25 protein-coding genes are annotated in these 25,865 nt (G+C 62.1%); 12 read left to right on the forward strand and 13 right to left on the reverse strand.

What is annotated here, in order from left to right:
* Positions 1–17: 17 nt before the first annotated feature.
* The 6 genes from HHL22_RS02035 (at position 18) to HHL22_RS02060 (ending at position 6,189) form a co-directional block, all read left to right on the forward strand.
* A complete protein-coding gene (locus tag HHL22_RS02035; RefSeq protein WP_169529301.1) occupies positions 18–662 on the forward strand; it encodes a LolA family protein in 645 nt (214 codons plus the stop codon).
* A 141-nt stretch (positions 663–803) separates the two neighbouring features.
* On the forward strand, positions 804–2,120 hold the full coding sequence (locus HHL22_RS02040; protein ID WP_169529302.1) for a DUF2851 family protein: 1,317 nt from the start codon (positions 804–806) through the stop codon (positions 2,118–2,120).
* A complete protein-coding gene (locus HHL22_RS02045) occupies positions 2,117–3,412 on the forward strand; it encodes a hypothetical protein (protein ID WP_169529303.1) in 1,296 nt (431 codons plus the stop codon). The genes HHL22_RS02040 and HHL22_RS02045 overlap by 4 nt, the downstream gene beginning before the upstream one ends.
* 98 nt (positions 3,413–3,510) lie before the next feature.
* Positions 3,511–4,143, forward strand: a complete 633-nt coding sequence (locus HHL22_RS02050; protein WP_169529304.1) for a DapH/DapD/GlmU-related protein — start codon at positions 3,511–3,513, stop codon at positions 4,141–4,143.
* 97 nt (positions 4,144–4,240) lie between these two features.
* Positions 4,241–5,182 (forward strand): oxygen-dependent tRNA uridine(34) hydroxylase TrhO, encoded by a 942-nt coding sequence (gene trhO / locus HHL22_RS02055; protein WP_169529305.1) that lies wholly within the window; start codon positions 4,241–4,243, stop codon positions 5,180–5,182.
* 137 nt (positions 5,183–5,319) lie between these two features.
* Entirely contained in the window at positions 5,320–6,189 is an 870-nt protein-coding gene (locus HHL22_RS02060; RefSeq protein ID WP_169529306.1) for a nucleoside phosphorylase, read from the forward strand.
* A gap of 191 nt (positions 6,190–6,380) precedes the next feature.
* Here the strand turns inward: HHL22_RS02060 and HHL22_RS02065 are convergent, their stop codons facing one another.
* Both HHL22_RS02065 and HHL22_RS02070 read right to left on the reverse strand, forming a co-directional pair.
* Complete coding sequence (locus HHL22_RS02065; protein ID WP_169529307.1) at positions 6,381–6,683, reverse strand: hypothetical protein; 303 nt, start codon at positions 6,681–6,683, stop codon at positions 6,381–6,383.
* 139 nt (positions 6,684–6,822) lie between these two features.
* Positions 6,823–7,839, reverse strand: a complete 1,017-nt coding sequence (locus tag HHL22_RS02070) for an acyl-CoA reductase (protein WP_169529308.1) — start codon at positions 7,837–7,839, stop codon at positions 6,823–6,825.
* A gap of 239 nt (positions 7,840–8,078) precedes the next feature.
* On the opposite strand from HHL22_RS02070, the gene HHL22_RS02075 reads away from it, so the two are divergent.
* Positions 8,079–8,429, forward strand: a complete 351-nt coding sequence (locus HHL22_RS02075; RefSeq protein ID WP_169529309.1) for a 4Fe-4S binding protein — start codon at positions 8,079–8,081, stop codon at positions 8,427–8,429.
* A gap of 127 nt (positions 8,430–8,556) precedes the next feature.
* On the opposite strand, the gene aat is transcribed toward HHL22_RS02075, so the two are convergent.
* From aat to HHL22_RS02090, 3 genes are all read right to left on the reverse strand, one after another.
* The gene (gene aat / locus HHL22_RS02080; protein ID WP_169529310.1) at positions 8,557–9,210 is read right to left on the reverse strand and encodes a leucyl/phenylalanyl-tRNA--protein transferase; all 654 of its coding nucleotides are present in this window, start codon (positions 9,208–9,210) and stop codon (positions 8,557–8,559) included.
* Positions 9,211–9,232: 22 nt separating this feature from the next.
* A complete protein-coding gene (locus HHL22_RS02085) occupies positions 9,233–9,844 on the reverse strand; it encodes a hypothetical protein (RefSeq protein ID WP_169529311.1) in 612 nt (203 codons plus the stop codon).
* Positions 9,845–10,048: 204 nt separating this feature from the next.
* Complete coding sequence (locus tag HHL22_RS02090; protein ID WP_169529312.1) at positions 10,049–10,531, reverse strand: hypothetical protein; 483 nt, start codon at positions 10,529–10,531, stop codon at positions 10,049–10,051.
* Between the two features lie 251 nt (positions 10,532–10,782).
* On the opposite strand from HHL22_RS02090, the gene HHL22_RS02095 reads away from it, so the two are divergent.
* Entirely contained in the window at positions 10,783–13,419 is a 2,637-nt protein-coding gene (locus HHL22_RS02095) for a valine--tRNA ligase (RefSeq protein ID WP_169529313.1), read from the forward strand.
* Positions 13,420–13,705: 286 nt separating this feature from the next.
* Positions 13,706–15,847: a S9 family peptidase gene (locus tag HHL22_RS02100; RefSeq protein ID WP_169529314.1), complete on the forward strand. Its 2,142-nt coding sequence runs from the start codon at positions 13,706–13,708 to the stop codon at positions 15,845–15,847.
* Between the two features lie 84 nt (positions 15,848–15,931).
* On the opposite strand, the gene HHL22_RS02105 is transcribed toward HHL22_RS02100, so the two are convergent.
* The 3 genes from HHL22_RS02105 to HHL22_RS02115 all read right to left on the reverse strand — a co-directional run bounded on the left by HHL22_RS02105 (position 15,932) and on the right by HHL22_RS02115 (position 18,399).
* Positions 15,932–16,135, reverse strand: a complete 204-nt coding sequence (locus tag HHL22_RS02105) for a hypothetical protein (RefSeq protein ID WP_169529315.1) — start codon at positions 16,133–16,135, stop codon at positions 15,932–15,934.
* Between the two features lie 130 nt (positions 16,136–16,265).
* Positions 16,266–17,810 (reverse strand): dihydrolipoamide acetyltransferase family protein, encoded by a 1,545-nt coding sequence (locus HHL22_RS02110; protein WP_169529316.1) that lies wholly within the window; start codon positions 17,808–17,810, stop codon positions 16,266–16,268.
* Positions 17,811–17,925: 115 nt separating this feature from the next.
* The gene (locus tag HHL22_RS02115; RefSeq protein ID WP_169529317.1) at positions 17,926–18,399 is read right to left on the reverse strand and encodes a DUF3592 domain-containing protein; all 474 of its coding nucleotides are present in this window, start codon (positions 18,397–18,399) and stop codon (positions 17,926–17,928) included.
* 228 nt (positions 18,400–18,627) lie between these two features.
* Between HHL22_RS02115 and HHL22_RS02120 the strand changes: the two genes are divergently transcribed.
* On the forward strand, positions 18,628–19,098 hold the full coding sequence (locus HHL22_RS02120) for a hypothetical protein (RefSeq protein WP_169529318.1): 471 nt from the start codon (positions 18,628–18,630) through the stop codon (positions 19,096–19,098).
* A gap of 151 nt (positions 19,099–19,249) precedes the next feature.
* Here HHL22_RS02120 and HHL22_RS02125 read toward each other — a convergent pair whose 3' ends face one another.
* On the reverse strand, positions 19,250–19,615 hold the full coding sequence (locus HHL22_RS02125) for a hypothetical protein (protein WP_169529319.1): 366 nt from the start codon (positions 19,613–19,615) through the stop codon (positions 19,250–19,252).
* A gap of 265 nt (positions 19,616–19,880) precedes the next feature.
* Here HHL22_RS02125 and HHL22_RS02130 point away from each other — a divergent pair, with 265 nt between their 5' ends.
* Positions 19,881–21,692, forward strand: coding sequence for an ABC transporter ATP-binding protein (locus HHL22_RS02130; protein WP_169529320.1), 1,812 nt, complete (start codon positions 19,881–19,883; stop codon positions 21,690–21,692).
* Between the two features lie 21 nt (positions 21,693–21,713).
* Here HHL22_RS02130 and HHL22_RS02135 read toward each other — a convergent pair whose 3' ends face one another.
* On the reverse strand, positions 21,714–22,199 hold the full coding sequence (locus HHL22_RS02135; protein ID WP_169529321.1) for a hypothetical protein: 486 nt from the start codon (positions 22,197–22,199) through the stop codon (positions 21,714–21,716).
* Between the two features lie 254 nt (positions 22,200–22,453).
* Here HHL22_RS02135 and HHL22_RS02140 point away from each other — a divergent pair, with 254 nt between their 5' ends.
* Positions 22,454–22,693 carry a hypothetical protein gene (locus tag HHL22_RS02140; protein ID WP_169529322.1) on the forward strand — a complete coding sequence of 80 codons (240 nt, stop codon included), beginning with the start codon at positions 22,454–22,456 and terminating at the stop codon, positions 22,691–22,693.
* A 200-nt stretch (positions 22,694–22,893) separates the two neighbouring features.
* On the opposite strand, the gene HHL22_RS02145 is transcribed toward HHL22_RS02140, so the two are convergent.
* From HHL22_RS02145 to HHL22_RS02155, 3 genes are all read right to left on the reverse strand, one after another.
* On the reverse strand, positions 22,894–24,027 hold the full coding sequence (locus HHL22_RS02145) for a hypothetical protein (RefSeq protein WP_169529323.1): 1,134 nt from the start codon (positions 24,025–24,027) through the stop codon (positions 22,894–22,896).
* 13 nt (positions 24,028–24,040) lie between these two features.
* The gene (locus HHL22_RS02150; RefSeq protein WP_169529324.1) at positions 24,041–25,021 is read right to left on the reverse strand and encodes an SPFH domain-containing protein; all 981 of its coding nucleotides are present in this window, start codon (positions 25,019–25,021) and stop codon (positions 24,041–24,043) included.
* A 178-nt stretch (positions 25,022–25,199) separates the two neighbouring features.
* Positions 25,200–25,859 carry a porin family protein gene (locus HHL22_RS02155; protein WP_169529325.1) on the reverse strand — a complete coding sequence of 220 codons (660 nt, stop codon included), beginning with the start codon at positions 25,857–25,859 and terminating at the stop codon, positions 25,200–25,202.
* Between the last annotated feature and the right edge of the window lie 6 nt (positions 25,860–25,865).

Genomic DNA, 25,865 nt, shown 5'->3' on the forward strand with positions numbered 1-25,865 from the left:
GCTTTTTTCCTGAACCCATGACCAAGAACTTTTCCCTGCTGGCGCTGGCCGCTACCCTAGCCCTGCCCGCCGCCGCGCAGCAAGACCCCGCCGCCGGCAAAATCCTGGACGCGGTAAGCGCCAAGTACACCGCCCTCAAGTCGTTCCAGGCCGGCTTTACCCAAACCCTGGAAAACCCCGCTGCCAAGCTCAAGCAGAACCTGAGCGGCGAAGTGACGGTGAGCGGCCAGCAGTATGCCCTGTCGGCCAACGGCCAGGAGGTGGTGAACGACGGTAAAAACACTTACACCTACCTCAAAAACGAGAACGAGGTGAACATCACCGAGTCGGACCCCAAAAACCAGGATATGTCGCCGGCCCAGATGTACACCATGTACAAGAAGGGCTATAAGTATCAGCTGCTCAAGCCAGTGAAGGAAGGCGGCATCACCTACGACCAGATTGAGCTGACGCCCGACAACAAAACCAACGACGTGTTTAAGGTGGATATCTTGGTGAACCGGGCTGATAAGGCTATTAAGAGCGTGAAAACGTTCAAGAAGAACGGCACCCGCACTACCTTCACCCTCAAAAACTTCAAGCCCAACGTGCCCGTGACGGCCAGCACCTTCACCTTCGACAAAGCCAAGCACCCCGGCGTGAAGGTGATTGACCTGCGCTAGTATCGCTTAGCTCCTGGCAAATTCCCTAGGGTAATTCCAGCCGCAAAGGGCTCGCTTCTTCGGAAGCGGGCCCTTTTTTTGGGCGGCTTGGTAGCCGGGCCCTGGCTGCTGGCGAGCGGCCGCGGGTTACATTTGCCCTCTATGCGCGAGGATTTTCTGCACTACGCCTGGCAGCACCAGTACTTCGATAAAACCGACCTGCGCACCACCGGTGGCGAGGAAATCCAGGTGCTGCGCCCCGGCCAGCGCAACGCCGACGCGGGCCCCGACTTTCTGAACGCGCGTCTGCGCCTGGGGGAAGTGGAGTGGAACGGGGCCGTGGAAATCCACCTGCGGGCTTCGGACTGGCAGCGCCACCACCACCAGACCGACCAGAAGTACGACCAGGTAGTATTGCACGTGGTGCTGACGGCCGACGCCGATGTGCGCCGCACCAACGGCAGCCTGATACCAGCCCTGCCCCTAGGGCCCCGGCTGGCGCCCGACCTGCTGGCGCGCTACGAGGCGCTGGTGCAGGCCCCGCCGGCCGCCGCGCTGCCCTGCGCCCCGCTGCTACCCCAAGTACCCATGCTGACGCGCACCATGATGACCGAGCGGGCCCTGCTGGAGCGCGTCGAGCGCAAGGCCGACACGCTAGCTACGCTGCACGAGCACCTGGGCCACGACTGGGAGGCTACCGCCTACCACGCCCTGATGGCGGCCTTTGGCTTTCAAAAAAACAGCGAGCCCCTGGGCCGCTTGGCTAAGGCCGTGCCGCTGGCCGTGCTGCGCCGCCACCGCCACGACGCGCGCCAGTTGGAGGCGCTGCTGTTTGGGCAGGCCGGCTTTTTGGTGGAAAATGAAGAAACCCAGGGCGACGCCTACCTAACCGACCGGCGGCAGGAGCACGAGTTTTTGCGCCACAAGTACGGGCTGGCCGAGGTGGCGCTGGCTGCCCACGAGTGGAACTACCTGCGCCTGCGGCCGGCCAACTTCCCGGCCGTGCGCCTGGGGCAGCTGGTGGGGCTGCTACACCGCCGCCCGGCCCTGTTCGACGCCCTGTTGACGGCCACCAGCGTGGCGGCCCTGGGGGAGTTTTTTGCCGGCGCCCCCGCCCCCGACTACTGGCGCCAGCACTACCGGCCGGGCCGTGCGGGCAAGGTGCCGGCGCTGGGCAAAAGCAGCATTGAGCTGCTCATTACCAACGTGGTAGTGCCCCTGCGGGTGGCCTACGCCCACCACACCGGCCAGCCCGAGCTGGTGGAAAGCAGCGTAGGCCTGCTCAGCCAGCTGCCCGCCGAGCACAACCAGTACACCGACCTCTACGCCAGCCTAGGCTTCGAGCACCGCACGGCCGCCGACTCGCAGGGGCTGCTGGCCCTGCACCAGGGCTACTGCCAGCCGCGGCGCTGCCTGCATTGCGCCATCGGGGCTAGGCTGGTGGGGGGCAGCGCGGGCCAGCTGCGCGTGGTGCGATGATACCCTGGCTGTTGCTGGGGGGCCTTGGGCTGCTGCTGGCTTTTGCGGCCTGGCTGCGCTGGGCCTACCGCCAGGCCCCGCCCGAACTGCAAGGCTGGCTGCTACCGGCCCTGGCTGCGCGCCTGGCTGCCACGGCCGCCGCGGCCTACTGGCCCAGCCAGGATGCCCTGCACGCTAACGAGCAGGGCCAGCTGATTGCGGCGCGGCTACTGGCCCATCCCGGCCAGGCGCTGGCCCTATTGCAACGGCCTCGGTTCTACCAAAGCCTGACCGACACTGGCCAGGAGGTGTACCGCTGGAGCCAGACGCTGTTCTTCGACAAGCTGGTAGCGTTAGTTGCTCTGCTCAGTGGCAATGGCTTGTGGGCGAGCGCTGTATGTATAAGTATAGGGTGCTTTGTAGGGTGCTGGAGCCTGGTGGTGGCCGTGCGCCGGGCCCTGCCCCAGGCCACGCCGCCGGCCGCCGTGCTGGCGTTTTTGCTCTGGCCTACCGTGCTGTGGTGGACGGGTGGACTGAATAAGGAAACCGTGCTGGTGGGGGCCGGGGCGGGGGTAGTGGCGCTGGTGTTGCCCCACCTCTACGGCGCGCCCGGCCGGGTGGCGCTGGGGTGGCCCCGGTGGCTGGGGCAGGTGCTGCTGGGCTTGCTACTGGCCTGGGTAATGACGCGGGTACGCTATTTTTTCGCGTTGCCCCTGCTGGGTGGGCTGGTGGCGCTGGCGGGCGTGCGCGCCGCCACCCGGCGCCATTGGCTGGGTGCCAGCTGGCTGGCCCAGGTAGGCGGCCTGCTGCTAGCCTTGGCCCTGCTGCTGGGCGTGGCCAGGGCCCTAGGGGGTGAGCTGCTGACTACCAGCTACTTCATGCGTGAAGTTAACCTCAACTACCACCACGGCCTGGCTACGTCTGGTGGCCGCCCTCACCTCGCATACGCCCACTGGCAGCCGACCGCGCTGGGCCTACTGGCGCACGCGCCCCAGGCCGTTGTCGAAACCCTGACTCGCCCCTGGCTGGGTGAAGCCGCCTGGCCTCAATACGTGGGCGCGGGCCTGGAAAACGCCCTGCTTACGGCCCTGGTACTGCGGGCTTTGTGGGCCGCCGCCCGCGGGCGGCCAGGCCCGCTGCCGGTAGCGCTGGTAGCCATGCTACTGATTCACTGCGTGTTGTTGGCCGCATTCATTGGCCTAAGTACTCCCAACCTGGGTACCCTCAACCGCTACCGCTCGGTGCTGCTGCCCTGGCTGCTGTGGCTGGTACTGCAAGCGCCGGCGGCGCCCGCCAAGCAAGCAACGCACTAGCTAGAACGTGCCTAGGCCCTAGGGGCACCCGTAGGGCTAAGGCTGGCTCGTTAGCGTGCGGGCCGCACTCCAGAGTCGTAGTCGTAACTTTGGGGTTTATGGAAAATCCGGTTATCATTCTGGGCGGCCAAGCCGTGGGCACGGCGGCGCTCGATGCTTTTTTGTCGAACGACGTGGTGGTGTATTGCATTCTCGACGACGACCCCAAGCTGCACAGCACCGAACTGCTCGACGTGCCCGTGATGGGCAACACCGACGACGGCGAGCTGCTGAAGCTGCTGGGCAAGAAGTGCGAGGTATTTGTAGCCACCGACGACGCGGCCAGCCGCCGCAGCCTCACCAAAATGCTGCACGACGAATACGAGGTGGTGCCCGTCAATAGTATTCACCAGCGCGCCAGCGTATCAACCCACGCCGAAGTGGGCCACGGTATCTACGTGGGCCCCAACGCGGTAATTGCGGCCACCGCCAAGCTGGGCCAGGGCGTGCTGGTGGGCCCCAACGCCGTGGTGGAAGGCCGGGCTACGATGGGCGACTACGCCCAGCTGGGCACGGGCGCCCAAATCGGGGTAGGGGCCTCGGTGGGCGAAAACGCCTTTGTGGGTGCGGGCGCCGTGGTGGTGGCCGGCGTGAAGGTGGGCGACAAGGCCCGCGTGGGTGCCGGCTCGGTAGTGGTGGCCGACGTGCCCAAGGGCCAAACCGTATTCGGCAACCCCGCTAAGCCCGTTTAATTAAAAATTGGGAGTTACAACTTATGAATCGTCTTGCGTTGTCACTTAAGGCAATTATCACTTCATAATTTATAATTCAAAATTCATAATTAAAGAAATGCAGGTACTGCTTTATTACTGCTATACCCCGATTGCCGACCCTGCGCGATTTCGCGACGAGCACCACCGGCTGTGCCTAGCCCTAGACTTGCGCGGGCGCATTATTGTGGCGGCTGAGGGGCTGAACGGCACCGTGTCGGGCACGCCCGCGGCTTGCACGGCCTACATGGCCGCCGTGCAAGCCGACCCGCGCTTTGCGGCCCTAGAGTTTAAGGTGGACGAGGCCCCGGCGCACGTATTTCAGAAGCTGCACGTGCGGCTGAAGGATGAGATTGTGCACAGCAGCCTGCGCCACGTGCGCCCCCACGAGCGCACTGGCCAGCACCTGAGCCCGCAGGAATTCAAGGAGCTGAAGGACCGCGACGACGTGGTGGTGGTGGACGTGCGCTCGGACTATGAGTATACCCTAGGGCGCTTCAAGAACGCCATAACCCTGGATATTGAGAATTTCCGCGACTTCCCGGAGCGGGTAGAGCGGCTGCGCGAGTTTGAAGGCAAGAAGATTTTGACCTACTGCACGGGCGGCGTGAAGTGCGAGAAAGCCAGCGCTTTTCTGCTGGAGCAGGGGTTCGAGAACGTGTACCAGCTGCACGGCGGCATTATCAAGTACGGCCAGGAAGTGGGCGGCGAGGACTTCGACGGCCAGTGCTACGTGTTCGACAACCGCGTGGCGGTGGACGTGAACACGGTGAACCCCACCGTGATTGCGCGCTGCCACCACTGCCAGCAGCCCTCGCCCCGGCTAGTAAACTGCGCCAACCCGCATTGCAACGCCCACGTGCCGCTCTGCGAACCTTGCGCCGAGCAGCTACAGGGCGCTTGCTCTACCAGCTGCGCCGAGCACCCCGATAAGCGCCCGTATGACGGTACGGGCACGTACCCCAGGCAAAGCAACCATTACACGCCGGCCCAGGGCTTGGCCTCGTATAAGGCCGCATAAGCCACTAGTTGAGCGTCATGCTGGGCCTACCGAAGTATTTCTACTGCGTCAGTAACTCTTGCCGTTAGGGTTACCGACGTAGTAAAGATGCTTCGGTAGGCCCAGCATGACGTGCTTTTTACTTCTTAAGTACTCCCATGATTCCTGAATCCGAGCTTATTCTGAACGCCGACGGCACGATTTACCACCTCAATCTGCTGCCCGACCATATTTCTGATACCATCCTGACCGTGGGCGACCCAGCGCGGGTGGCGCAAGTGAGCCGGCATTTCGACTCCATCGAGTTTGAGGGCACCCACCGCGAATTTGTAACCCACGTGGGTTACTACCGCGGCAAGCGCCTGACGGTACTGAGCACCGGCATGGGCACCGACAATATTGATATTGTCATGAACGAGCTGGATGCGCTGGTCAACATCGACTTTATGTCGCGCACGGTGCGCCCGCCCGAGGAGCGCTTGAGCTTACGCATCATCCGCCTGGGCACCAGCGGCAGCCTGCAGCCCGACGTGCCAGTGGGCGCCCTGCTGGCCAGCCAGCACGCCATCGGCCTCGACTCGCTGATGCAATTTTACCCGTTGGTGGAAACCGGTCTCGAAACCCAGGTGGCCCGCGACTTGCAGCAGTCCCTAGGTCTGCCTTTCGCGCCCTACGTGGTGCGCGGCTCCGACCTCTTGCGCGAGCAGCTGGCCGCCGACCTCCTTGTTGGCAACACCGTAACCTGCCCCGGCTTCTACGGGCCGCAGGGCCGCCGCCTGCGCCTCGACCTGCGCTCGCCCGACTACATGGAGCGCCTGCAAAACTTCCGCCACCAAAGCCCAGAAGGCGATTTTCGCCTCGCCAACTTCGAGATGGAAACCGCTGGCTACTATGCCCTAGGCCAGCTGCTGGGCCACGAGGTACTGAGCCTCAACGCCATCGTAGCCAATCGCGCCACCGGCGAGTTCGCCAAGGACACCGGCGAAATCGTGGAGCGATTGATTGTCAGAACCCTGGCGCTCCTTTAACCGCAGATTTAACGGATTTAACGGATTTCGCAGATACGCCACCTGCGGTGGCTGACGACGCGAACGGCGTGTATCGCTGCATTACTTGCTTCGCTTGCCCTAGGACAGCAGAATGAGTAAAGCAGCGTACACGCCGTTCGCGTCGTCAGCCACCGCAGGTGGCGTATCTGCGAAATCCGTTAAATCTGCGATTAACTGTCGATGCCCAGCACCGCTCGGATGGGCAGCTGGATGTCGCCCTTGAGGGTGAGGTACTGGCTGTGGGCGGTGAGGACCTTGGCGCGCACGCGCTTGGTATGGCCGTCGGCAGTGCGAAAATAGATGGTGGTTTTGTTGTCACCGTGAGTCAGCAGCACGGCGCGCTCGGCGTCGGCCCGGCGGCGGCGCTGCTCGGCCGGGTGCCCTTCCAGCACGTCGTCGTGGTTGAAGTGCAATGCAGCAAGGTGTTCGCGGTCAATGGTTTCAATAGCCTCGTTGGTGGGTAGGTAGAACATGCAAAAAGAAGCGTGAAGTAAATAATCTACTAAAAAGACGACCAGCCTGCCCCGCAGGTTGCCCTAGCCCCGCCACCCGCGTAGCCAGCCACCGCAGGTGGCGTATCTGCGAAATCCGTTAAATCCGTTAAATCTGCGATTAAAGCTCGGCCGCCAGAAATTCCATCGTGTCGATACCGTCGGCGTAGTCGGCCACACTGGGAGCCTGAGCCCGGCCAAAGGGCACCGAGCCGGCAAAGCGCCCGCCGGCCGACACCAGGCACTGCGTTTGGGCCGCCACGCCGGTTAGCTGGTCGAGCAGGTCTACTTCGCTCGCGTACTGGCTGTAGTGCACCACCGAGATGGGCGACACCACGGCCGTGCGCTCGGTGAGCAGCAGAAAGCCCGTGTCGTAATGCGGCACGGCGTTTACCAGCAGGATGCTCTTGTTATAGTCGTAGTTATTTTGATACTTGTGGTGGTCGAGCACGTGCGCGCACACCTGCAGGGCATTGAGCAGCGGCACGAAGTCGTAGCCCTCAGGTACGTAGAGCTTGCTCACGTTACGGCACCCTAGGCCGTAATACTGGAAAATATCGGGCCCGAGCAGAGCTAGCTCCGCCGCCGACTCGTGGCCCGTGAGGATACCCAAGCTGGTGCGGTTGCGTCGGATAAGGTGAGGCTTGCTCTTAAAGTAATACTCAAAGTAGCGAGCCGTATTGTCCGAGCCAGTAGCAATGAACGCATCGGCCGCGTTGAGGCGCTCCACGAACTGGATGCGCTCGGCGAAGGCCGGCTCGATAGCGGTTAGCTCCTGGACAATCCACAGCATGAGCACCGTGTCGTCCTTGCTGGGCTTGGCCAGCAGCGTATGGCCGCTTAGCAGTACGCACAGCAGGTCGTGGAAGCCCACCAGCGGAATATTACCGGCCATGACCACGCCCACCTGGCGGGGCTGGGTGGGCTCGGCGGGGTAGCGGCCGGCCCACTGGCTAAGCGCGGGCTCGGCTAGCAGGTGGGCCACGCCGGCCAGGGCGGCCTTCACGTTGGGGCGGTCGAACCAGCCGTTGCGCGAGCGGGCGCGGGCGGCCAGGTCGGTGATTTCGTCGTCGGAAAGAGTAGCGAGGCGGCGGCCCAGGGCGGCAAAAGCCGCCAGGCGAGCGGAGTGGTTGAACATCTACTGATTGATGTGAGAGATGTGGAAATAGGGCATGAATGTGAAAATGGATAGTTTTGAAAAACCGTGCGGCATAGCCACCAGCTCCTTTTCACATCTTCACAGTTGCCTTGCTTGCCGCATTCGATAGGTACCTTTGGGTGTGGAAACGACAGCCCTAGCCACCGCAGTTGCGTATAGGCGGGCAGTTTCCTAACGTAAAATTACCCTTTTAGCTCCCTGCGAGCTGCGCCCGCCCTATGGCTATCATGATAACCGACGAGTGCATCAACTGTGGTGCCTGCGAACCCGAGTGCCCCAACACGGCCATTTACGAAGGCGGCGCCCAGTGGCGCTGGGCCGATGGCACCACCCTGAAGCAAGTAGAAACCCTCGACGGCAAGCAGGTAGGCGGCACCGACCCCCAGCGCCCCGTCAGCAACGAGTACTACTACATCGTGACCGATAAGTGCACCGAGTGCGTGGGCTTCCACGAAGAGCCGCAGTGCGCCGCCGTGTGCCCGGTAGACTGCTGCGTAGATGACCCCGACCACCGCGAAAGCCGCGAGCGCCTCACCCAGAAGCAGCAGTGGCTGCACAAGGCGGCCTAAACGTATCGTGGACTCTGTGAGTCCGCGAGGAAAACAATAGAACGTCATGCTGAGCCTGTCGAAGCATCTCTACCGAATAATACGGCGCGGTAGAGATGCTTCGACAGGCTCAGCATGACGTGCTTTTTTAAAACAACATTCGCGCCTCGTCCTGCTCCGCCGCCAGCAGATGTAGAAACTCGGCCCGCGAAACCTCCTCGGCCCCTAGGGCAGCCATGTGCGGCGTTAGCTGCTGAATATCGAACCAGCTAGCGCCCCGCGCCCGCAGGTGCTCGGCCAGCGCCAGCACGGCCAGCTTGGAGGCATTGGGGTGGTGGTGAAACATGCTTTCGCCCGCAAATACCCCTAGCACGGCCACTCCGTAGAGGCCGCCTACCAGCTCGGGACCGTCCCATACTTCCACGCTGTGGGCGTAGCCGGCGGCGTGCAGCGCCGTGTAGCCACGTAGCAGCTGCGGGGTAATCCAGGTGCCATCCTGCCCCGGCCGCGGCTGCGCCTGGCAGGCTCGCATCACCGCCCTAAAGTCCTCGTCGAAGCTGATGCGCCAGGGGCTTTGGCGCCGCGCCCGCGCTAGGCTGCGCCCTACGTGCAGCCCGCTAAACCGCAAGATGCCGCGCCTAGGGGGGCAAAACCACGGCAAGGGCAGCCCTTCGATGGGCCACGGAAAAATGCCCCGGCTGTACGCCGCCAGTAGGTTTTCGACCGTGGGCTCGCCGCCGAGCAGTAGTAGGCCGTCGAGGTCGTCGCGGGCGGCGGTGGGTGGGGGGAAGGCGAGGGGCACCGGGTAGGAAACAGGTGGCTGCTTAGTTCGTGTTGGCAACCGGCACGTTGGCGAAGGTGCCAGTTAGGGTCAGGTCGCAGCGGCGGGTGCTGAACTCGGTGCTGGATGCCCTAGGGTCGTAGGTGCCGGTTAGGGCCAGCTGGAAGCGGCCGCTGAGCAGCTGCCGTTTGGCATCGTAGGCGGTGATGTCTAGGGCGCCCGTCACCGCACCCGTGGAAGTCAGCCACCAGCTCTCGTAGGTCCAGGAGTTGCTGCCCGATGGGTCGTTGGCGGTATTCACCCAGTAGCGGTAGTTAGGGCCCTGGCCGGGATTGATGGGCGCCCGGAAAGCGTAGCTGCCCACGAAGCCGGGCGTCAGCTGCGCCCGCGGAACGCCGAAAGCCAGTCCCGCTTTGCCGGTAGCGGCTTGCAGAAAGACGACGCAGGACTTGGCGTCGAGCTTGGCCGTGGCTTGTAGCGTGGACGCTTGGTAAGTGGTATCGTGCCGGGCCGGCTGCGCTTGGTCGAGGTACACGACCGTGCGGCGGTAGCTGGCTTCGGAGCTAGGGGTGGCCTCATCGCGCGAGCAGCTAGCCAGGGCTAGGGCGCCGCCAGCCAGCGCGAGAACAGATTTCGAGAGAAAAAGTGTTGCCATGGAAAAGGAGGTTATGAAGTAGCTGACCGGCCTAGGCCGCCGGTGGTTGCGTGCCCAAAGTTCACGCCAAATTCAGCTGCCGCAAAGCCGCGATTTGCAAAGGCCCCGGCTGTACGCCGCCAGCAGGTTCTCGACCGTGGGCTGGCCGTTGAGCAGCAGTAGGCCGTTGCGGGTGGCGGTGGGTGGGGGAAGGTGAGCGGGGCATTAAATACTCTTTAGGATTTTAACAACACCTTCGTACTCCGATAAATAAAAGCCATTAGAAAATTGCTGATAGTATTCTCGATATTTCTCTTCTAGTTTATAGTAATTGGGATTATCGACCAATTTAGCAAGAATAATTCCTAAGTTTCCCTCGTATTTAAGGCCGGAAAATAAGCTTTTTCTACTGATTATATTTACTTCTTTGTCAAGTTCATCCAGCCTGTCATATTTCTCAAAAAATGGGATGGCAACATTTTGAAAAAGGCCTGCTAAACGGTTGTGACAGAAAGTAATATCTTCTTGTCTAGCAAGCTGAAGACGATATGGATTGCCATCATTATTAAAATTCTCTAAAGCAATACCAATTGTAGGGGTTGTTTTGTGGTATTTAACTTCATAATAAGATGCCTTGTGATAAATATCTTCTACTACATTTTTGCGTAATAGCATTACTGGATTGATTTCCCAGCTTTCGCTGCGCACGAGGAAAATTAATTGAAATTTTCCTCGTGCCATCATTTGTCTTTTTAGTGAAAATTGACTGTGCTTTATTAAGCACAAAACCATAAGGCCGAAACTCTAAAGCCAATAGTGCTAGTAGCGAGTTACGTAATTCTCGGTTCGTCATGTTGTCAAGCAGGCCAAGCCACTAACAAAAGTAAAGAGCAGGTGAGCCTTATACCACCAACCCAGCCTGCTGTACTTTTGCCCCTTAGTAGCCGCCAAACCTAGATATGTCCCTCGCCAAAACTTATTCGCCCGCCGACGTAGAAGCCAAATGGTACCAGCGCTGGCAGGAAAAGGGCTTTTTTCAGGCCCACGTTAACCCCAAGAAGCAGCCGTATACTGTCGTTATCCCGCCGCCCAACGTGACGGGGGTGCTCCACATGGGGCACATGCTCAATAATACTATCCAGGATGTGCTGGTGCGCCGGGCCCGCATGCAGGGCAAGGAGGCCTGCTGGGTGCCCGGCACCGACCACGCCAGCATCGCCACCGAGGCCAAGGTAGTAGCCATGCTCAAAGAGCAGGGCATCAATAAGAAAGACCTCACGCGCGAGGAGTTCCTAGGGCACGCCTTTGCCTGGAAGGAGAAGTACGGCGGCATCATTCTGGAGCAGCTCAAGCAGCTGGGCGCCTCCTGCGACTGGAGCCGCACCCGCTTCACGATGGAGCCCAAGCTGACTGAGGCTGTGCTGCGCGTGTTCGTGGATTTGTACCGTAAAGGGCTGATTTACCGCGGGGTGCGCATGGTGAACTGGGACCCCCAGGGCGGCACCGCCATCTCCGACGAGGAGGTAATTGCTAAGGACGTGCAGGGCAAGATGTTCCACCTGCGCTACGAGCTGGTGAGCGAGCCCGGCCACTACCTCACGGTGGCCACCTCGCGCCCCGAAACCATCATGGCCGACGTGGCCGTGGCTGTGAATCCCACCGACCCGCGCTACGCGGCGCTGGTGGGCCAGCAGGTGCGCATTCCACTGGTGGGCCGCGAGGTGCCCATCATCACCGATGAGCGCGTGGCCGTGGACTTTGGCACCGGCACGCTGAAGGTGACGCCCGCCCACGACCTGGTGGACTACGAAATCGGCCTGGCCCACAACCTGCCGGTGATTGACGTGCTCAACGACGACGGCACGCTTAACGAGCAGGCCGGCGCGCGCTACGCGGGCATGGACCGCTTTGCTGTGCGCCGCCTCATTGCCAAGGACTTGCAGGAGGCCGGGCTGCTCGATAAAATCGAGGAGTACGCCACCATCGCCCAGACCTCGGAGCGCACCGGCGCCGTAATTGAGCCCAAGCTGAGCTTGCAGTGGTTCCTGAAAATGGAGCACCTGGCCAAGCCGGCGCTGGAAGTGGTGGAGAATGACACGATTAAGCTGCACCCGCCCAAGTTCAAGAACATGTACCGGGTGTGGATGGAAAACGTGCGCGACTGGTGCATCTCGCGGCAGCTGTGGTGGGGCCAGCGTATTCCGGCCTACTACCTGCCCGATGGCTCGTTTGTGGTGGCCTTGAGCGCCGAGGAGGCCCTAGGGCTGGCGCGCGAGCAAAGCGGCAACAACGAGCTGCAAGCCAGCGACCTGCGCCAGGACGAGGACGTGCTCGATACCTGGTTTTCGTCGTGGCTGTGGCCCATCTCGGTGTTCGACGGGTTCGACGACCCCGACAACGCCGACATCAACTATTTCTACCCGACCAACGACCTGGTGACGGCCCCCGAAATCCTGTTTTTCTGGGTGGCGCGCATGATTATGGCCGGGCTGGAATACCGCCAGGAAGTGCCCTTCCGCAACGTGTACCTGACTGGTATTGTGCGCGATGCCCTAGGACGCAAGATGAGCAAGCAGCTTGGCAACTCGCCCGACCCGCTCGACCTCATCCGCGACTTCGGGGCCGACGCCGTGCGCACGGGCATGCTGTTCTCGTCGCCGGCCGGCAACGACCTACTCTACGACCAGAAGCTGATTGACCAAGGCCGCAACTTCACCAACAAGCTCTGGAACGCCTTCCGGCTGGTGAAGGGTTGGGAACCCGACGCCACCCTAGGCTTCGCCAACGCGCAGGCCGTGGCGTGGTTTGAGGCCAAGCTGGCCGAGGCCGTGGCCGCGCTCGACGAGCACTTTGAGAAATTCCGGATGAGCGACGCCCTGCTGGCGGTGTACAAGCTGGTGTGGGACGACTTCTGCTCGCAGTACCTGGAGATGGTGAAGCCCGCCTACCAGGCGCCCATCGACCCCGAAACGCTGCGCCGCACCGTCGATTTTCTGGAAACGCTGCTCAAGCTGCTGCACCCATTCATGCCCTTCATCACGGAGGAGCTGTGGCACGAACTGGCCGAGCGGGGCCCGCGCGACTATGTGTGCGTGGCCCACTGGCCGGTGCTGACGGCGCCCGCCGGCGCGGCCGAGGCCCTGGCCGATATGGCGAAAGCCCAAGAGATTGTGGCTGGCGTGCGCAATATTCGGAACCAGAAAAACATTGGCCCTACCAAGCAGGTGGCCCTGGCCGTGAAGACCGACGACCCCGCTCTGGTGCAGGCCTACGCCCCGCTTATCAGCAAGCTGGCTAACCTCAGCGAGCTGACGTTTGTGCAGGCCGCGCCGGCTGCCGCCGTGGGCTTCGTGGCCAGCGGCAGCGAGTTCTTCGTGCCCCTCGACGGCCAAGTAGATGTTGCCGCCGAGCGCGCCCGCCTCGAAAAAGAGCTGACCTACGCCCTAGGCTTCCGCGACTCGGTAAACAAGAAGCTGGGCAACGAGAAGTTCGTGGCCAACGCCAAGCCCGACGTGCTGGAGCGCGAGCGCCAGAAGCTGGCCGATGCCGAGGCAAAAATCGCCGCCCTGGAGCAAGGCCTGCAAGGAATGGAGTAGGGGTAGTAGCACCCCGCCGCCAGTCGTCATGCCAAGCCCCGCGCAGCAGCTCTACCGCGCCGTTTAAACAACAGTTGGTAGAGTTGCGGCGCGGGGCTTAGCATGACCGCCTTTTGATGAGCAGCTACTATTTAAAAGCCTGCGCCATACCCCACTCCTTTATTTTGGTGGGTGTACTCAACCAGCAACTTCACGAATCTTTGCTTTGGCAAGTGCTGACAAATAATATAAAGAAAAATAGGTTTTTCTAGCTTTATTTGGGCTGGCCAACCAACTGCTTGCCCGTATGAAAACACTTGCTACTTTCTGGCTTTGCTGCCTCAGCTTAGGGGCCACGCTACCCGCCCTGGCCCAGCAGCCTACCCCACCCCCCGCCATGCTTACGCCCCCCGTTGCGGCCGTCAAGGCCAAGCAATTAGTGTCGCCCTACGGCACCCGCACCGACAATTACTACTGGCTCAACGAGCGCGAAAACCCGCAGGTGCTCGACTACCTCAAGGCCGAAAACAACTACTTCGACCAGCAGATGGCGCCCGTTAAGGGCCTGGAAGACAAGCTCTACCAGGAAATGAAGGGCCGCATCAAGGAGCAGGACGAGAGCGTGCCGGTGCGCGACAACGGCTACTACTACTACACCCGCTACGAAACCGGCGGCGAGTACCCGCTCTACTGCCGCAAGCCCGGCAGCCTGCAAGCCACCGAGGAGGTGATGCTCAACGGCAACCAGCTGGGGCAGGGGCACAGCTATTTTGCCGTAGGCGGCGCCACCGTGAGCGACAACAACGAGCTGCTGGCCTACGGCGTGGATACCGTGAGCCGGCGCTTGTACACGCTGCGCTTCAAGAACCTGAAAACCGGGCAGCTCTACCCCGAGAAAATAGCCAACACCAGTGGCCATGCCGTGTGGGCCGCTGATAACCAGACGGTTTTCTACGCCAAGAAGGACGTAACGACCCTGCTGTCCTACCAGGTGTACCGGCACACCCTGGGCACCGACCCGGCGCAGGACGTGCTGGTGTACGAGGAGAAGGACGATACGTTTGGCCTGGACGTGAGCCGCACCAAGTCGAAGAAGTACCTGGGCATTGAGCTGAGCAGCGCGTTCTCGTCGGAGTACCGCTACCTCGACGCCACTACCCCTAGGGGCGAGTTTAAGGTATTTGCGCCGCGCACGCCCGACTTGCTCTACGACGTGCAGGACGCCAACGGCAAGTTCTACATCTTCACCAACTGGGAGGCGCCCAACTTCCGGGTGATGGCCGCCCCGCTGGCCGCCACCGACCGCGGCCAGTGGCAGGAAGTGATTCCGCAGCGCGAAGACGTGTTTTTGGAAGGCATGGAGCTGTTTAAGAACCACCTGGTGCTAAACGAGCGCGAGGAAGGCATCCGGCAGGTGCGGGTCATCAACTTCAAAGACCAGATTGGCCACACGGTCGATTTTCGGGAACTGGCCTATACTACCTACCTAGGGGCCAACCCCGAGTTCGACACGCCCACGCTGCGCATCATCTACACCTCGTTTACGACGCCCACCAGCACCTACGACTACAATATGGCCACCCACAAGCTGGCGCTGCTCAAGGAGCAGCCGGTGCTAGGCGGCTTCAACAAGAACGACTACGTGACGGAGCGCAAGTTCGTGACCACCCGCGACGGCAAGCAGGTGCCCGTGGCGATTGTCTACAAGAAGGGCTTTCACAAAAACGGGCAGGGGCCGCTGCTGCAATACGCCTACGGTAGCTACGGCTACTCCATGGACCCCACCTTTTCGAGCGCCCGCCTGAGCTTGCTCAACCGCGGCTTTGCCTACGCGCTCTGCCACATCCGGGGCGGGCAGGAACTGGGCCGCCAGTGGTTTGAGGACGGCCGCATGATGCACAAGATGAACTCGTTTACCGATTTTATTGACTGCTCGGAATACCTCATCAAAAACCACTACACTTCGCCCGCCAAGCTCTTCGCCGAAGGTGGCAGCGCGGGCGGCCTGCTCATGGGTGCGGTCATCAACCTGCGGCCCGACCTTTACAAGGGCGTTATCGCGGCCGTGCCGTTCGTGGATGTAGTTACGACCATGTCGGATGCCAGCATTCCGCTCACCACCGGCGAGTACGAGCAGTGGGGCAACCCCGCCAACAAGCCCGCCTATGACTATATGCTCTCGTACTCGCCCTACGACAATGTGAAGGCCCAGAACTATCCCAACCTGCTCGTTACCACCGGCTTGCACGACTCGCAGGTGCAGTACTTCGAGCCCGCCAAGTGGGTAGCCAAGCTGCGCGCCACCAAGCAAGACCACAACCTGCTGCTGCTGCACACCGACATGGAAGCCGGCCACGGCGGCGCCTCGGGCCGCTTCAAGGCCCTGCACGACGTATCCCGGCAGTACGCCTTCATGTTCCTGGTGCTCGGCGACAAAGCATTGCTATAGTAACACCCGCTCCTAAAAAAGTCCGGCCACACTCACGTGGCCGGGCTTTTTTGGGTGGGTCAGACTTGGTGGCTGCTGGGGGCCCTAGGGCTTCTTGGCGCCGGCAGTACTGGCTTTGCTTTCCTCCGTGCTCAGCTGGTTTTGCAGCTGAAACGTCACCTGCTGGCAGTCGGCGAAGTGCTGCTCGGCTACTTTTTGGGCCTGGCTGGCCGCCGTGAAGCGCTGGTAGAGAAAGATATTGAGGCCCGCCGAGATGGCGAGGACCAGCAGGAATAGGATATTTTTCATGGTGAGGGTAAAGCGTTAAAAAAGAACGTCATGCTGAGCCTGCCAAAGCATCTCTACCGTACGATACGGCGTGGTAGAGATGCTTCGGCAGGCTCAGCATGACGTTCTGGATAAATACGCGGCGGCAGCGCTACACCGCCGTATTGGGGTCGAACTGCTCGAGGTAGTCGGCCACGCGGCGCACGAACATGCCCCCTAGGGAGCCATCGACCACGCGGTGGTCGTAGCTGTGGCTGAGGAACATAAACTGCCGCACGCCAATCAGGTCGCCCTGGGGCGTTTCAATCACGGCGGGCTTCTTCTTGATGGCGCCCACGGCCAGGATGGCCACCTGCGGCTGCATGATAATGGGCGTGCCCATGACGTTGCCAAACGAGCCCACGTTGCTCAGCGTGTAGGTGCCGCCCTCCAGGTCTTCGGGCTTGAGCTTGTTCTGGCGGGCGCGGTTGGCCAGGTCGTTTACCTTCTTGCTCAGGCCGTTGAGGTTGAGCTGGTCGGCGTTGTGAATGACGGGTACGATAAGGTTGCCGCTGGGCAGGGCCACGGCCACGCCAATGTTGATGTCGCGCTTCTTGATGATGTAGTCGCCATCAACCGACACGTTGATGGCCGGGTAGTCCTGAATGGCGCGGGCCACGGCGTGCACAAAAAGCGGGGTAAACGTCAGGTTTTCGCCCGTGCGCTGCTTGTAGACGTCCTTGTGCTGGTTGCGCCAGTTCACCAGCTCCGTCACGTCGGCTTCCACGAAGCTCGTCACGTGCGGCGCAATGCGCTTGGAATCCACCATGCGCTGGGCAATCAGCTTGCGCATGCGGTCCATCTCTACCAGCTCCTGTCCGCCCGATACCGAGGGCGCGGGCTTGGGAGCCGGCCGAGGGCTAGGGGCCGTCGGCGCAGCACTGGGGCGAGGGGCGGGCTTCGGCGCATCAAGCGAGGCTGGCGCGTTGGGCGCCTTGGCCTGCTGGCCGTTGGCCGAGGGCTGCGGGGCGGGGGCGGGCGTCGGCTGGGCGGCTGGGGCGGCCTGGGGCACCAGCGGTTTTTTGCCGGCGGCCACGTAGTCCAGAATATCCTTTTTAGTGACGCGGCCTTCCTGGCCGGTGCCGGGCAGGCGCTCCAGGTCGGTCATGGCAATACCTTCTTCGCGGGCGATGCTGAGCACCAGGGGCGAGTAGAAGCGGCCGGGCAGCACGGGGTGCTCGTCGGCGGGGGCGGGGCCCTGCTGGCTGGCGGGGGGCAGCACGGCCGGCTGGCCCGGCGCGGGCGCAATGGGCGTGCCTGGCGCGGGCAGGTAGGGCACGCCGTCGGTATCGGGCGGCGCCACCGGCAGGTCGGGCACGTTGTCGGGGTCGGCCATGGGCGGGTTGGCGCTGGCTTCCTCCAGGTCGTCCTCGTTTTCGGCGGGCGTGGGCCTAGGAGTTTCCTGGCCGTTGCTGGCATCGGTGCTGATAACGGCAATGGGCGCGCCCACGGCCACTACGTCGCCTTCCTGCACCAGTATCTCGGCCAGGGTGCCGGCGTGCAGGGCGGGCACCTCAGTGTCCACCTTGTCGGTGGCTACTTCCAGCACCGACTCGTCTTGCTCAATCACGTCGCCGACTTGCTTTAGCCATTTGAGCACGGTGCCTTCCATAATGGATTCGCCCATCTTGGGCATGGTCATTTCCAATCGGGCCATAAATAAGGGCAGGAAAAAGTGGGGGGGGGTGGGAGGGATGGGGGTAGAACTACGGCGCAAAGGTAGCGCGGCGCCCGGGCGGCCCGGGCTACGAGCCTCGGGCGGACGACACCCCCTAGGCCGGTCGGTTGGCTGGGCTGCTCAGCCGCAGGCACAGCAGCCCCACGCCCGTCATCACTAACCCAAATCCCCACGCGAAGGTTAGCTTCATGCCCTGGCCCAGAAAGCCGCCCAGCTGGCCATCCCAGGGCCGCGCGGGGTCGTAGTACACCGTCACGCGCTGGCCCACCTGGTAGCTGGCCGGGCGGCTGGCCCCCGCCGTGCCTACTATCTGGTAGCTGTTGCCCTTGGCATCGGAGAAGCGCACCAGCAGGATAAAGGCAGTAGTGGAGCGGCCGCCATTCCCCGGGTGGGTGTCGCGGCCTAGGCCCTCCACCACCCCCTGGGCAGTACTAGCCCCGGCCCGAAATTGCCGCTGCTGCTGCGTGAGGTGCCAGGCCAGCACCAGCAGCAGGGCGCCAACGAGCGAAAAAACTGCTCCGCCCAGCCGAAAAGCGGTGGGAGAGCCCTGAACGCGTACAGTTGCCATCGGCCAGCAGAAGGGAGGGAACTGCTCCCTTTTACGCGTAAACTACCGCCTAGGGCTGGGCTTTAGTCAGCTTCGTCGGCAAAGTGCGGGCGCTCGTCGGCAGTGGCCCTGGGGCGCCGGTTTGTGGCCGGGCATTTGCAAAACGGGTAGCAGGCCGCTGGTTGGTGGCCCGCCCCGGCCGGCTAGTTCTATTCCGCTTTTCTCTCCTTTTTTCTGCTTCCAACACTCATGAAATCCTTCTCGAAAACCGCCCTGCCCCTGCTGGCTGCCCTCTCGCTCACCTTCGGCGTGGCTTCGGCCCAAACCACTGCTGCCCAGGGTCCCGGCCCGCGCCGCCAGCACTCGCCCCAGGAAATGGCGGCCCACCAAACCCAGCGCCTCAGCAAGAAGCTGGGCCTCAGCGCCGACCAGTCGGCCAAGGTGGCGCAGATAATGCAGCAGCGCGCCCAAGACATGCAGGCTATGCACGCCACCGCCTCGGCTAGCCCCGACCGCCAGCAGCTGCGCCAGCAAATGCAAGCCAACCGCGCCAAATACGACGAGCAGCTGAAAGCCGTGCTCACCCCCGACCAGTTTGGCAAGTACACCGCCATGCGCGAGGAGCGCCGCCACCACGGCATGCGCCCCGAAGGCGCCGACGGCAAGTTCAAAGCCAAGGACGGCGACCTGAAAATCAAGTCGAAGACCTCGCAGAGCTAAGTGCTCGCTGCCTCACGCAAAAAGCCCCGGCCAAGCGGCCGGGGCTTTTTTTATAACAGGCAATAACGGATGCGGTGGTTAGGATAAGTCAAGAACCCAATAGATGGCAGCGGGGCGGGGCGGCTGCCGCCCCCTAGGGCCCAAGTGGCCCCTAGAGCGTGGTGCGCGAGCGGCGCGGTGCGGCGTGGCTGGGCGAGCCCGCCTGGCGGCGATACGTGACGCCGGGCTTACGCTTGCCAAAATGCAGGAAGCTGAAGAAGCCCCTGCGCTCGCGGCTGTGGTAGCGGTACGAGGCGTAGTTGGGTTTAAAGTTGCCGGGCATGGTGCGCCGGGCGGCGCGCTCGTGGCTGTGCAGGCGGTAGGTGCCGTACACCGGCCGGAAGTCGCCCGCCATCTTGCGGCTGCCGTGGCGCTCGGGCTTCGAAAGCCAGAACCACCAGGTGGGTTGGGCGTGGGCCGGGGCGAGGGGCAGGGCCAGCAAAGCCAGCAGGCAAAAGGAGACGGCAGTTCGCAACATGGGTTTTGGCAGCAAAAGAAACCAGGATGCGCAGGGCCGGGCCCCGCGGGCAGCGCCCTGCTGCCGGGGTACTAACTGCCGGGTGCCGCAAAAAAGTACGTGTCCTTACCCCGGTCATCGACGGTGGCCCCGCTGCATTCGCCGGGTGGGCCCTTTCACAACCCCAGTGCCCCGCCGCGCGTGTAGCTGATAGCCAGCGTCTAGCTGCGGCCCTAGGGCCGGGCCAGCGGATGAAAGGCAATGAAATTAAAAATGGTATTTGTGCATGAGTCTTTGGGAAATTATCAAGCGCCTGCTGCCCTTCGTGCGGCCCTACCGCCCGCTGGTTATCGCCACGCTGCTGCTTACGCTGGTGGGCTCGCTGGCCGCCCAGGTCAATCCGTTTGCCCTGCGCTACACCGTAGACACGGTGCAGCGGCTGCTGAGCAGCGGCCAGGGCCTGGCGCAGGGCTGGCACCTGCTGCTGTGGGTGAGCGTCATCTTGCTGGGCAAGGAAATTCTCAACGCCGGCATCACCTTCGGCCAGAAGTACTTCGGCGAGAAAATCCGCATCAGCGTGTCGGGCGCCCTTTCCGAAACGGCGGTGCTGCGGCTGCTCAGCTACCAGCTCGGCTACTTCACTGATGCCGGCAACCAGGCCGGGCGCTTGCAAACACGCATCGACCGGGGCGTGGAGAGCCTGATGAAGCTGGTGCAGAACTTCTTTATCGATATTCTGCCGCTGTTTGCCAACGCCCTGGTGGCGCTGGTGGTCATGTTCGTGGCCAACCGCTGGGTGGGGCTGGTGGCCCTAGGGGTGCTGCCGGTGTACTTCTGGCTGAGCTACCGCCAGGCCGACCGCCTCAACGGTACCCGGCGCCGGCTGCGCGGCCTGCGCGAGGAAAAAAACCACGGCCTGTTGAGTTTGATTGACAACATTACTGTCATCAAGAGCTTCGTGCGCGAAGACTACGAGGCCGACAAGCAGCTGGCCGTGCAGGACCGCCTGGAGGAGGCCCAGTTGCAAACCCGCAAAACCAACTTCCGCTACGACGGCGTGAAGACGTTTGTGGAACAGATTGGCGTAGTGGCTATTATCGTACTCACGGCCTACCTAGTGTTGGCCGGCCAAATGAGCATCGGCGCCATCATGTTTCACGTGCTGCTGTTCAACAACGTGTCGGCCCCCATCCGCCAGCTGCACCGCATCTACGACGAGATGAATGAGGCGCTGACTTACGCCGAGGGCTTCTTCAGCATCCTCGACGCCCAGGACCAGGCCGAACGGCCCGGCCGCCTGCGCCCCGCCCAGTTGCGCGGGCAGTTCGAACTGCGCCGCGTCGATTTCACGTATCCCAGCGGCACCAGCGCCCTGCGCGGGGTGAGCCTGACCATCGAGGCCGGCCGCACCACGGCGCTGGTGGGCCTCAGCGGCGCCGGCAAAAGCACGGTGCTCAACCTGCTCTGCGAGTTTTACCGCCCCAACGCCGGCCAGCTCTTGCTCGATGGCCACCCCCTAGGCGATTACGACCTGCACTACCTGCGCCAGCACATTGGCCTGGTGCTCCAGAAAAATCACATTTTCAAGGGTACCATCGAGGAGAACATCCGCTACGGCAACTTCCGGGCTACCCAGGCCGACATCGAGGCGGCTGCCCGCCAGGCCTACCTGCACCAGCAGATTCTGGACTTGCCCCTAGGCTATGGCAGCGACGCGCAGCAGCTCAGCGGCGGGCAGCAGCAGCGCATCGCCATTGCCCGGCTGTTCCTCAAAAATCCGCCCATCATCTTCCTCGACGAGCCTACCGCCAGCCTCGACGCCATCGCCACCGAGCAGATTAAGAACTCGCTCGACGCCATCAAGCAGGGCCGCACGGTGGTCATCATCTCGCACTCGCTGGCCCAAATCTTCGATTCCGACTGCATCTACGTCCTTAAAAAGGGCGAAGTGGTGGAGCACGGCACCCACGGGCAGCTCTACGAGCAGCGTGGCACCTACCGCGAAATCTTCGACGCCTCGGCCCGCAGCCTCAACATCGGCCGGCTGGCCAAAACCCTGGCCGACGACGGCGACGACGTGCTGGATACGGCGCTGTGAGGTAATTCATAGCACAGTGAATTACTCATTAGACAAATACGAATTAACGGGTACTTTAAAGCGTTCAGCAAGCTGATTAGCAAACTCCGTTGCTTGTTCGGGCTTATCTATTGAAAAACGGCCCATAATTATGCCGTTTGTAGAATGTTTTACGGAAAGCATTACAATTAATTCCGCATGACGAGTCGAAGACGAATTCCAAATACCCGCACTGTATTTTGAATCGTTTTTTATCATCTCGGAGAACTGCTTGATAGTAACGCCAACAACTGGTGGTATTTTCTCCCAGCGTCCGATTTTAATTCCGAAAAGACCATGGTAATCCCTCATGCGAAGCCCGTCCTTGCTAAACTCAAACCCGGGGTAAGTGGTACAGGCAACTAGCCAACTAGCTAAGCCCACTAAAATAGAAGTCCACGCATCAAAGCCAAGAAGAATGGCAGCCCCGACTAGTAGTGCTGATAAAGTCAGATAACCTACTTGAAAGCGCGGGTTGATTCGTAGCATATATGAGGTAGTGTTACAAAAGCTTGTTTATTTTATAATAAATGCTTAAAAGATATTTAAGCTATAAAAGTCGCCTTTTTATTGCTTAACGTGGCCCATTTGCATGTGGAATGTCCTAGGGATACTTACCGGCTCCCATATTGCTGCCAGGCCCAATAGGCGCCCGCTAGCAGCATCAGTGGGTGAGTAAATTTCTGCCAAGATGGGGTGTATGTTTGTCATTATCAAGGTACAAACAGCTCTTGGTCCCTCTTATGAAAGTGATGCTCTCCCTGGCTGGTAGCCTGGCCCTGGCTACCCTGCTGCAGCCCGCCCGCGCCCAAACTACGCCCGCCGCCGCGCCGCGCAACCCCACGCCCGCCCAGGCCAAAACCATCCGCGCGAAAACCGCCGAGCGCCGCGCCGACTCCTATCAGGGCCCTAAGGTGGTGCAGAATAGCAAAGAGTTGGGCCAGAAAATGATACAAAAAAAGCAAGCCCGCCGATGCGATTAGAATGCGTGTGTCCGACCTGCCGACCAAAGTGAAGCAATAGAGTGGCGCACGGGCGGTTAGCAATGAGTTGCGCCCCTAATTACCAGCGTGCCCCGCCAAGTATTACTAGGTAGCGCAATTAAATTTTGCAGCCACTACGCAGGCACGCTCACAATCCTAGCTCAGCTTATACGCGGGCGCTCTAATGTCCCGAGGGTACCCTACCTACCGCCATACTGCTGCCACGCCCAGTACGCCGCCGCTAGCAGCACCAGGCCCAGCAGCACCAAGAGCGCTACCTTCCAGGCGGAGGTAGGGCGCGAGCCGCTGATTTTGCCGGTTTGGCCGTTGATGAGAAAGTGGTGGAGCCTGCCCCGGTACACGTAGGCGCATAGCCACAGCGGCAGCAGCAAGTGCTTGAACGACTCGTTGCTAAGGGTCGTGCGCACCTGCAGGTTGCGCTGCTCGTCGCCCCCTAGGGCCTCGGCGCAGGCCTCCTGCTCCCAGGCCCGCACGGTGCGGCGGGCCTGCGCCAGGCCGTCGTGCAGGTCGATGCTATACACTTCGGCCTCCCACCCCAGCAGCACGCGCGGGTCATAGTCCACTACTTCCGCCAACTGGTACTGCTGCACCTCGGCCAGGTACGGCTGCTGCGGGGCCAGGCTGCGCGAGGCCGCGGCTAGCACGTCGTCGTAAAACTGCTGGCGGGTGCCGCTTTCGTAGCTCCAGCGGGTGCGCCGCTCCTGGCGCGTGGTTTGGCGGCCCTGGCCGTCGGTGCCCGTCACGGTCACGTAGTAATGCGTGCCCCGCTCGCCGTGCCAGGCCGAGTGCGCCTGGGCATCAAACGTCCAGAAGGGCAGGTAGATGCCGTGCAGATTATCCAGCACGGCGCCGGCCGGCAGGTCGCTTGGCGCCAGCCACTTACTGCCAATCCAGCGCTGAAACACCCCTAGGGCCGCCTCGCGCCCCAGCCGGAACGGCAGCACCCCGGCCGGCGCAATCAGGCGGGTGCGCTGGGCCTCGGGGTTGATGGCCCGGCTGCCGCAGAAGCCGCAGCTCAGCGTGGGCTGCTCGGCGCTGACGCGGGTGCGCGCCCCGCAGCTGGGGCAGCAGAATAGCTGCTCCTCCACCACGCGGCCGGGGGGCAGCTCGGCGCCCACGCCAGCCGGGCCGAGCGGATGCTCCTGGAGCTTAGTGCGGGTGAAGGCCAGGGGCTGCGTGGCCCCGCAGTGGCCGCACGCCAGCTGCTGGGTTTCGGCCCGAAACGTGAGCTGCGAGCCGCACGTGGCGCAGGGCGCCCGCAGCAAATCCTCGGTGCGCAGCTGGCGTAGGGCGCTTTCGGTAGCGGCATCCATGGGCGGGGCGAGCTTAGAGGCGGGCCAGCAGCTCGGTTTTTTTGGCGTTGAACTCCTCTTCCGTCAGCACCCCCTCGGCCTTGAGCTGGCCCAGCTCGCGCAGGAGTTGCATGGTTTGGGCGCGGTCGGGGCCGGGCGCGGGGGGCGTGGGTGCGGCGGTTGCGTTCAGCATCGAGCCCAGGCCCCCTAGTAGCACGGCCGCCCCGCCCACGCCGCTCGGCTGCTCGGCCGCTTTCTCCACGGCCAGCCCCGCCTGAAACTGCTGAAAGCGCGCCATGTCGCCGGCCATGCCCAGCTGAGTGGTCTTGTCGAGGAACGCCTCTACCTCGGGCGGCAAGCTGGCGTTTTCGAGGTAAAAGCGCGTCAGCTCCAGCCCGTAGGCCCCAAAATCGTCTTGCAGCAGCGGGCGCAGGCGCTCGCCCAGCTCCTGGTAGTTGCGTGCTAAATCGAGCACCGATACGTTGGCTTCGGCCAGCGTGTCCGAGAATTTATTGACGATGGCCGAGCGCAGCTGCCCCTCCACGTCGCCGATGCGCACCACGGGGTTGGTACCGGCAAACTCGGTCAGGAACTTGGCGGCCTCGCGCACGCGCAGCGCAAACGTGCCGAACGCCCGCACCCGCACCTGCTTAAACTCGGGGTCGCGCAAAATAACCGGGTTGGGCGTGCCCCACTTGAGGTTGGTAAACTGCCGGGTCGATACGAAATACACATCCACCTTGAACGGCGAGTCGAAGCCGTACTTCCAGCCCCGTAGCGTGGTGAGCACCGGCAGGTTGGGCGTGCTCAGCTCGTGGCGGCCGGGGCCAAACACGTCGGCCACCCGGCCCTGGTCGAGCAAAATAGCCACCTGTGACTCGCGCACCGTGAGCTGGGCCCCGTTCTTGAGGTTGTTGTCGCGGTCGGGAAATTTCCAGATAACGGTGTCGGTAGACGCATCTACCCACTCAATCAGCTCCAGCAGCTCGTTGTGAATGAAATCGAATAGTCCCATAGCCAGCGGGTAGAAAAGGTGAAAAGCAGCCGCAACCTAAGCACGGCGGCTAAAACCTGCCGCCCCTAGGGCTTACTTCGCATCAAGGGGCTGACTCATTACAGCCGCGGCCAGCCAAAAGGGCCGCCCCTCCCAGCGGAGAAGCGGCCCTTTTGGTTGCCTTTTAGCTCAGGTACCCTTATTTGCCCCCCAGCAAGAAGCCGATGTAGGCCTGGAAAGCCGAGTTGCGGGCGTTGCGGAACTCGTTGTTGCTATAGCCGTCCTTGGCAAAATCGGTGAACGCGCCGTTGTAGCGCACGCCAATCAGGAAGCCTTGGTTGGCCTGGAAGCCCAGGCCGGCGGCGTAGCCCAGCTCGTTGCGGTTCACGTTGTCGAGGTTGCTGGTGCCCGAGCCAGCCGTGCCCTGCACATTGCCATTCAGCGTCTGCTGGCGGTTGGTCGTGATGTTCATCAAGTAGCTATACTGCGGGCCGGCCTCGAAGAAAACGCCCTGGGTTTTGATTTTCAGCAGCACCGGCACGTCGAGGTAGTCGTAGCGTACGTTGCCGCTGTTGCGGTAGGTGTTGCCCAGCACCGTAAAGGACTGGTCGGCGTAGCGGAAGCCTTTCTGCGAGTACAGCACCTCGGGCTGAATCGAGAAGAAGTCCTTGTCAACCAAGCCAATATTGAGCATCACGCCGCCCTGAAAGCCAAAGCGGTTTTTGTACTGGTCCTGGTTGGTGAGGTTGCCGGACAGGTTCGAGAGGTTGGCGCCGGCCTTGAGGCCGAACTTGAGCGACTGGGCCTGGGCCGAGCCAGCCAGTAGGCCAGCCGCCGCGAGGAGCAATAATTTTTTCATAAAAAT

The organism is Hymenobacter polaris (assembly GCF_012927305.1).
GTDB classification, from domain to species: Bacteria; Bacteroidota; Bacteroidia; order Cytophagales; family Hymenobacteraceae; genus Hymenobacter; species Hymenobacter polaris.

Coding starts and splice junctions, on each gene's coding strand:
- HHL22_RS02035 (WP_169529301.1), top strand. CDS start 18: ATGACCAAGAACTTTTCCCTGCTGGCGCTGGCCGCTACCCTAGCCCTG.
- HHL22_RS02040 (WP_169529302.1), top strand. CDS start 804: ATGCGCGAGGATTTTCTGCACTACGCCTGGCAGCACCAGTACTTCGAT.
- HHL22_RS02045 (WP_169529303.1), top strand. CDS start 2,117: ATGATACCCTGGCTGTTGCTGGGGGGCCTTGGGCTGCTGCTGGCTTTT.
- HHL22_RS02050 (WP_169529304.1), top strand. CDS start 3,511: ATGGAAAATCCGGTTATCATTCTGGGCGGCCAAGCCGTGGGCACGGCG.
- trhO (WP_169529305.1), top strand. CDS start 4,241: ATGCAGGTACTGCTTTATTACTGCTATACCCCGATTGCCGACCCTGCG.
- HHL22_RS02060 (WP_169529306.1), top strand. CDS start 5,320: ATGATTCCTGAATCCGAGCTTATTCTGAACGCCGACGGCACGATTTAC.
- HHL22_RS02065 (WP_169529307.1), bottom strand. CDS start 6,683: ATGTTCTACCTACCCACCAACGAGGCTATTGAAACCATTGACCGCGAA.
- HHL22_RS02070 (WP_169529308.1), bottom strand. CDS start 7,839: ATGTTCAACCACTCCGCTCGCCTGGCGGCTTTTGCCGCCCTGGGCCGC.
- HHL22_RS02075 (WP_169529309.1), top strand. CDS start 8,079: ATGGCTATCATGATAACCGACGAGTGCATCAACTGTGGTGCCTGCGAA.
- HHL22_RS02085 (WP_169529311.1), bottom strand. CDS start 9,844: ATGGCAACACTTTTTCTCTCGAAATCTGTTCTCGCGCTGGCTGGCGGC.
- HHL22_RS02095 (WP_169529313.1), top strand. CDS start 10,783: ATGTCCCTCGCCAAAACTTATTCGCCCGCCGACGTAGAAGCCAAATGG.
- HHL22_RS02100 (WP_169529314.1), top strand. CDS start 13,706: ATGAAAACACTTGCTACTTTCTGGCTTTGCTGCCTCAGCTTAGGGGCC.
- HHL22_RS02105 (WP_169529315.1), bottom strand. CDS start 16,135: ATGAAAAATATCCTATTCCTGCTGGTCCTCGCCATCTCGGCGGGCCTC.
- HHL22_RS02110 (WP_169529316.1), bottom strand. CDS start 17,810: ATGGCCCGATTGGAAATGACCATGCCCAAGATGGGCGAATCCATTATG.
- HHL22_RS02115 (WP_169529317.1), bottom strand. CDS start 18,399: ATGGCAACTGTACGCGTTCAGGGCTCTCCCACCGCTTTTCGGCTGGGC.
- HHL22_RS02120 (WP_169529318.1), top strand. CDS start 18,628: ATGAAATCCTTCTCGAAAACCGCCCTGCCCCTGCTGGCTGCCCTCTCG.
- HHL22_RS02125 (WP_169529319.1), bottom strand. CDS start 19,615: ATGTTGCGAACTGCCGTCTCCTTTTGCCTGCTGGCTTTGCTGGCCCTG.
- HHL22_RS02130 (WP_169529320.1), top strand. CDS start 19,881: ATGAGTCTTTGGGAAATTATCAAGCGCCTGCTGCCCTTCGTGCGGCCC.
- HHL22_RS02135 (WP_169529321.1), bottom strand. CDS start 22,199: ATGCTACGAATCAACCCGCGCTTTCAAGTAGGTTATCTGACTTTATCA.
- HHL22_RS02140 (WP_169529322.1), top strand. CDS start 22,454: ATGAAAGTGATGCTCTCCCTGGCTGGTAGCCTGGCCCTGGCTACCCTG.
- HHL22_RS02145 (WP_169529323.1), bottom strand. CDS start 24,027: ATGGATGCCGCTACCGAAAGCGCCCTACGCCAGCTGCGCACCGAGGAT.
- HHL22_RS02150 (WP_169529324.1), bottom strand. CDS start 25,021: ATGGGACTATTCGATTTCATTCACAACGAGCTGCTGGAGCTGATTGAG.
- HHL22_RS02155 (WP_169529325.1), bottom strand. CDS start 25,859: ATGAAAAAATTATTGCTCCTCGCGGCGGCTGGCCTACTGGCTGGCTCG.